At 57.2% G+C, this 6,224-nt stretch carries 6 protein-coding genes and 1 pseudogene; 5 read left to right on the forward strand and 2 right to left on the reverse strand.

Annotation, left to right across the window (positions count from 1 at the left end; all coding sequences use genetic code 11):
- Positions 1-190: 190 nt before the first annotated feature.
- Complete coding sequence (locus HW561_RS23075; RefSeq protein ID WP_176867711.1) at positions 191-784, reverse strand: hypothetical protein; 594 nt, start codon at positions 782-784, stop codon at positions 191-193.
- 97 nt (positions 785-881) lie between these two features.
- Positions 882-3,230 carry a DNA topoisomerase IV subunit A gene (parC, locus tag HW561_RS23080; protein ID WP_176867713.1) on the reverse strand — a complete coding sequence of 783 codons (2,349 nt, stop codon included), beginning with the start codon at positions 3,228-3,230 and terminating at the stop codon, positions 882-884.
- A 202-nt stretch (positions 3,231-3,432) separates the two neighbouring features.
- Between parC and HW561_RS23085 the strand changes: the two genes are divergently transcribed.
- The 5 genes and pseudogenes from HW561_RS23085 to HW561_RS23105 all read left to right on the forward strand — a co-directional run.
- The gene (locus HW561_RS23085; RefSeq protein WP_235963048.1) at positions 3,433-4,062 is read left to right on the forward strand and encodes an SH3 domain-containing protein; all 630 of its coding nucleotides are present in this window, start codon (positions 3,433-3,435) and stop codon (positions 4,060-4,062) included.
- Between the two features lie 69 nt (positions 4,063-4,131).
- Positions 4,132-4,959, forward strand: coding sequence for an SDR family NAD(P)-dependent oxidoreductase (locus HW561_RS23090; protein ID WP_176867714.1), 828 nt, complete (start codon positions 4,132-4,134; stop codon positions 4,957-4,959).
- Between the two features lie 81 nt (positions 4,960-5,040).
- Entirely contained in the window at positions 5,041-5,244 is a 204-nt protein-coding gene (locus tag HW561_RS23095; RefSeq protein WP_176867716.1) for a twin transmembrane helix small protein, read from the forward strand.
- Positions 5,245-5,817, forward strand: a complete 573-nt coding sequence (locus HW561_RS23100) for a cob(I)yrinic acid a,c-diamide adenosyltransferase (protein ID WP_176867718.1) — start codon at positions 5,245-5,247, stop codon at positions 5,815-5,817.
- A 330-nt stretch (positions 5,818-6,147) separates the two neighbouring features.
- A pseudogene (locus HW561_RS23105) lies at positions 6,148-6,224 on the forward strand (electron transfer flavoprotein subunit beta/FixA family protein); the annotation flags it as partial.

A 6,224-nucleotide genomic window follows, 5' to 3' on the forward strand; every position in this document is an offset into this window, starting at 1 on the left:
GTCTTGCCGTGGTCAACGTGGCCAATCGTGCCGATATTGACGTGCGGCTTATTACGCTCAAACTTTTCCTTTGCCATTCCTCAGGCGCCCTTTTGCGATTTGGGGGACCCTTGGTCCCGTGGTTACATCTGCGCGCGCGAGATATTTGGTTCACAGGGGAAAATCAAGCGCATCCTGCCGGAAAAGCCGGTTATGACGCCGGATTTTGCGTGACCTCACCAGAATCAAGAGGCTGGATCAGGTTGGGGCGCGAATTGAACCAACCATTATCCTTGTGCTCGTCGGCAAGCCATTCTTCGACCCGGTCGGCAACCTTCAAGGCAAGTCCGCTCATTTGCTCTTCTTTTGTTCGTTCATGGCCTGAGCCTTTAAAGGCACTGCCGCCAGTTGTATCTTCGAGAACCTGAAATTGCTTACCCTTGGCAACGAATTCCTTCTTGTTCACGTCATACACGTTAACCAGAACGATAGCGGTGCTTTTGGGGTTGTAGATCACCGGAATACCTGGAGGGGCCAGCATATACCCTTCGAGGCTGATACCGATGTCATATTCCTGCGCGCCCTCGTACCGTCCCAATCGGATGTCGACCGCGTTCTGAATGGCATCGGTCCACTCCTTGGGCGTCGCGTCGCGAGATACGGGCCCCTGAACGGCCTTATCCGCGAAGGCGTAGTTTACCCGCAGCTTGAACTCACCCAGCGACTCGGGTTCTTCGTACACTTGCGTTTGCGTGCATGCGCCCATCAGGGCCAGTCCGGTAATCAGAGTCAGAATGCGTAACATGTTCTCTTCTCGATAGGCCTGTTTTTACTGGATGTAGCGCACCGATACGGCCTGTGCCAAGCCGTATCGGCATAAATCCACCATTGCCGCGCCGCGATCACGAGAATTTATAGTCACGCGGAAAGCCATAGGGCGCCTTTTTCCCCACACCAGCACGCTTGGCCAACCAATGGGTCAAGTCCGCCTCGTGCCGTGTTTTATCGCCCCCCATGGACCATTTCAAACCATCCTCCCAGTTGAAGGTGGTCACGTCTGACAGCCCGCCATCCAGTTCCAGCGTACCCTGACGCCCGCGCGCCATGTTGTATTTTTGCAGACGCACACCTTTGCCGCGTGTCATTTCGGGCAATTCCTCGATTGGAAAAACCAGGAACTTGCCGTTTTGCGACACCACTGCCACGTGATTGCCATCAACCGGTTTGCAGATCATCGCCGTTTCGTCGCCTTTGACGTTCAACACCTGCTTGCCATTGCGAGTCTGCGCCAGAACGTCATCTTCGGGCACCATGAAGCCGTTGCCAGCACCGGAGGCCACCAGCAGCTTGCGTCCCGGCTTGTGGATCAGAATATCGACGATCTGTGCCTCATTCGGCAGATCCACGATCAGACGCAGTGGTTCGCCCATGCCGCGCCCGCCGGGCAGGTTTGCGGCGCTGACGGTATAAAACCGCCCGTTCGAGGCAAAGACCAACAGGCGATCCGTCGTCTCGGCATGAAAAATGAAGCGCGGGCCATCGCCATCCTTGAACTTCAACTCGCGCGTCAGGTCGATATGGCCGGTCATCGCGCGAATCCAGCCCATCTGAGAGCACACGACCGTAATTGGTTCGCGGTCGATCATGGCCTCAAGCGGAACCTCTTCAACCTCGCCCGCCTCGGCAAAGCGGGTGCGACGGGCACCGCCTTCGTAATCTTTGCCAAAGGTTTTTCTGGTCTCTTTCAACTGCTCGGCGATTTTCGCCCACTGCAGGTTATCATCGGCCAGCAAATCTTCGAGATTGGCGCGCTCTTCCATCAGCGCGTCGCGCTCACGCACCAGTTCCATCTCTTCGAGACGGCGCAGGCTGCGCAGGCGCATGTTCAGGATCGCTTCGGCCTGAACTTCGCTTAACTCTCCCTCACCCAGCGCAGGCGAGACATAGTCTGCCTCGCTGGTGGCGCGAACATGGTCGACGCCCCAGTTCTCGCGCATCAACGCGGCTTTGGGATCGTCGTCATAACGGATGATGTCAATCACACGGTCCAGATTAAGGAAGGCAATGATAAAGCCTTCCAACACTTCCAGACGGTGGTCGATCTTGGCCATGCGGTGGCGCGAGCGGCGCAACAACACTTCTTGCCGGTGATCGAGGAAGGCACGCAGCACTTCCTTCATCGAGCAGACCTTGGGTGTCACCCCGTCGATCAGCACGTTCATGTTCAAGCTGAACCGCACCTCAAGGTCCGAGTTGCGGTAGAGCATGCCCATCAACACCTCGGGATCCACGTTCTTGGAGCGTGGTTCGAGGACCAGTCGGATGTCGTCGGCGGATTCGTCGCGGACATCGGCCAGTATCGGGATTTTCTTGGTCTGGATCAGTTCGGCGATCTTTTCGATCAGCTTGGATTTCTGAACCTGATAGGGAATCTCGGTGACGATAACCTGCCACTGCCCGCGACCAAGATCTTCGACCTCATACTTACAACGCAGGCGGAACGATCCACGCCCGGTGCGATAGGCATGTGCGATGTTCTCGGGCGGTTCGACAATGATTCCACCAGTCGGAAAATCAGGCCCCGGCACATAGTTCAACAGGGTGTCGTCGCGCGCCTCAGGCACCTTGATCAGATGCAGGCACGCATCACACAGTTCGGCAATATTATGCGGCGGAATATTGGTCGCCATGCCAACAGCAATACCGCTGGAGCCATTGGCCAGCAGGTTCGGAAACTGCGCCGGCAGCACAACCGGCTCGGTCAGCGTACCATCATAGTTGTCGCGGAAATCAACAGCGTCTTCGTTCAGACCCTCAAGCAGCGCCTCGGCGACGATGGTCATCCGCGCCTCGGTGTAACGCGAGGCCGCCGGGTTGTCGCCGTCGATATTGCCAAAGTTCCCCTGCCCGTCCACCAGCGGGTAACGGACGTTGAAATCCTGCGCCAGACGCGCCATCGCGTCGTAAATCGCGGCGTCGCCGTGTGGGTGATAGTTGCCCATCACATCGCCCGAGATCTTGGCAGATTTACGGAAACCGCCGGTCGCGTTCAACCGAAGCTCACGCATGGCATAAAGGATTCGCCTGTGAACCGGCTTAAGGCCATCGCGCGCGTCGGGCAGTGCCCGGTGCATAATGGTGCTCAGCGCATAGGTCAGATAACGCTCGCCAATCGCGCGGCGCAGTGGTTCGGCCACCTCGCCGCCGTTCTCGGGCGTCTTCATGTTGGGGTCGTCGATCGTATCGTTCATAGATGATGTGATACGACGCCGATGCGCCTTGGTAAAGCAAGCAGCACGTATTTTGCTGGGGACAAGTCGCGCTTTTTGCAACAGGGGGAGACACAAAGACGTTTTCCCCGGGTTTTCGACTCAACCGCTAAAATATGGTAACATCTCAACAATTGAATAAATGCTGCTTTTTTTGTTGTTACGATTACCTGGGGGATGCGTCATGACGCGCTTTGTACTTATTACCTTTGCCCTGCTTGGCTGGACGTTCTACGTGATGAGCGGCGGTCCAGACTTTGAACCGCGCGGCCTGCGCGCAGATCAACCGGAACGCGTGGCCGCTGCACCAAAACCTGCACCCAAGCCGCTGACACCCGCGCCTGTCGAAGAACTGGTGACACGCGCTGCTTTGAAGTCGACGGATGCCATTCAGCCGCTGGCCGAACCCGCAGCCGTGCTTGGAGAGGATGAAACCAAGGCGTTGCTGTCGCAGGTCGCCGCCGGATTGCAAGCGAACCCCTCATTGTTTGACGACCAGAGCGTGACCCTTACGCTGGCGTCTCTGGAACAAGGCGTTACTGCGCTGCAACAAGTCACCACGGACGCCGATACGGTATCAGCCGAGATCCCGATGCTGACGGAACCTGAAAAAGATATCCGCGAAATTTCAGGTACCCGCGTGAACATGCGCGATGGACCCGGCACCATTTATCCGATCATCGGCAAAGCCCGGATCGGCCAAAAGGTCGAGGTGCTGAGCGAGTCAGGAACTGGCTGGTTGCGTCTTCGCGTGTTGCCCGGGCAACAGGTCGGATGGATTTCCGCCTCACTCGTCCGGAAAAAGACCAACTAACGCTTGGGTGTCATTGCCCTGTGTCCAACCTGCCCCTAGCTATTGGCTGGATTGAGGCTCGGGAAGAACATGCAGAAATCGATTCTAATTACCGGCTGCTCGTCCGGCATTGGCTTGGATGCGGCACACGGCATGCGTGCGCGCGGTTGGCGTGTTTTTGCGTCCTGCCGTCAGCAACGCGATTGCGACCGGCTGCGGGCACAGGGCTTTGATAGCCCGCGAATCGACTATACGGACGCCGACAGTATCACTTCGGGTCTAGTCGAGGTTCTCGCGGCAACTGGCGGCACTCTGGACGCATTGTTCAACAATGGCGCCCATGGATTGCCCGGCGCTGTCGAAGATGTGCCAACCGAAGGTTTGCGCCACATTTTCGAAACCAATGTGTTTGGTTGGCACGAGCTGACACGCCAGGTGATTCCCGTTATGCGCGAACAAGGGCACGGGCGCATCGTGCAATGCTCATCCGTTTTGGGACTGGTGGCGTTTCCCTGGCGCGGCGCCTATGTCGCAACCAAATACGCGATAGAGGGCCTGACAGACACGATGCGGATGGAACTGCGTAACACCAGCATCAAGGTCGTTCTGATCGAACCCGGCCCGATCACATCCAAGCTGCGCGAAAAGGCAATTCCGTTGTTCGAACGGTTCATCGACTGGGAAAACTCCGCCCTGCGCGACAAATACGAAGGTGCACTGCTCAAGCGCCTCTATGAAAGCACCGGACCAGACCGGTTCGAACTGCCAGCGTCGGCGGTGACAGACAAGCTGGCCCATGCCGTCGAGGCCCGAAAGCCGAAAGCCCGCTATTACGTAACGACCCCGACCTATATTGCAGGATGTTTGCGTCGGATCCTGTCAACCAAGGCTATCGACCGTGTTCTTTCGGACATCTGAGACGAAATTACCCGTTCGCTTTATGCCCGCTCGACGCTACATGTGGCGCAACGAAACCAAAAATGCGGACGGTACCCTCACATGGACCTTTTGATGATCGTTTTGCTTCTGACCATGGCGGCGGTCGTCGTTGTGCTGACCCTTGGCATTGCCAATTTCGGCAAAAGCGGCATGGAAGCCGCCAAGAAAAGCAACAAGATGATGCGCCTGCGTATCCTCTTCCAGTTTGTTGCCGTTCTACTGATCCTGCTTTACGTTTATTTGCGCGGGCAAGGGATTCAATAAATGGTCGTCCTGAACAAGATCTACACACGCACCGGCGATGACGGAAAGACCGCCTTAGGCAATGGCGAACGCGTCGCCAAATACTCGGGTCGCGTCACCGCCTATGGAACCGTCGATGAGCTCAATGCGTTTGTCGGCGTGGCCCGGACCGAGGCCGAAGGTGAAACCGAGGCCGCTCTGGCGCGCATCCAGAACGACCTGTTCGATATTGGCGCGGATCTGTGCCGCCCGGACATGGAGGAAGACGCCGAGGCCGACTACCCACCCCTGCGCATTGCTCCGGCTCAGATCGACCGTCTGGAGGCCGAGATCGATGCAATGAACGCCGATCTTGAACCGCTGCGCAGCTTTATCCTGCCGGGTGGTTCGCGCCTTGCCGCCGATCTGCATGTTTGCAGAACCGTCTCCCGCAGGGCGGAACGTCTGGCTGTTGAACTGACGAACATGGAACCCGTCAATGCGGTGGCTGTGAAATATCTCAACCGGCTGAGCGATTGGTTCTTTGTCGCGGCGCGCTGCGCCAATAACGGCGGCAAGGATGATATCCTGTGGGTTCCGGGCGCGAACCGCTGAAAGCGGCGAGGCGTCCAGTGGACGCCTTGGCGACCGGAAGGGCGAAGCCCCGGGGTTAAAACATAGCGCGGCAAGTGAATCACCATAAAACCGGCCTCAACTGTCACGATTGCGCAATTCAAAAACGCAGGCCCAATCAGCGTATCCGGTCGATCCAAAAGTAACTTTCTTTCGCCCCTCAACGTAAAAATCCACGAAACGCGACGTCCCGGCGCCATGACGTGACGATTTTGCTCTGTTACGGCGCTGCGCAAGGCGCTATTCAGTCGTCCGAGAGCATTGGTGGAGTCGCGACGCGGCTTGCCGTTTTTGTAAGGAGCATACGCAAAAATGAAGGTACTTGTGCCTGTCAAGCGCGTGATTGACTACAACGTTAAGGTTCGCGTTAAGGCGGACGGAAGCGGTGT

The sequence above is a fragment of the Ruegeria haliotis genome (assembly GCF_013377785.1).
In the GTDB taxonomy this organism is placed as follows: domain Bacteria; phylum Pseudomonadota; class Alphaproteobacteria; order Rhodobacterales; family Rhodobacteraceae; genus Ruegeria; species Ruegeria haliotis.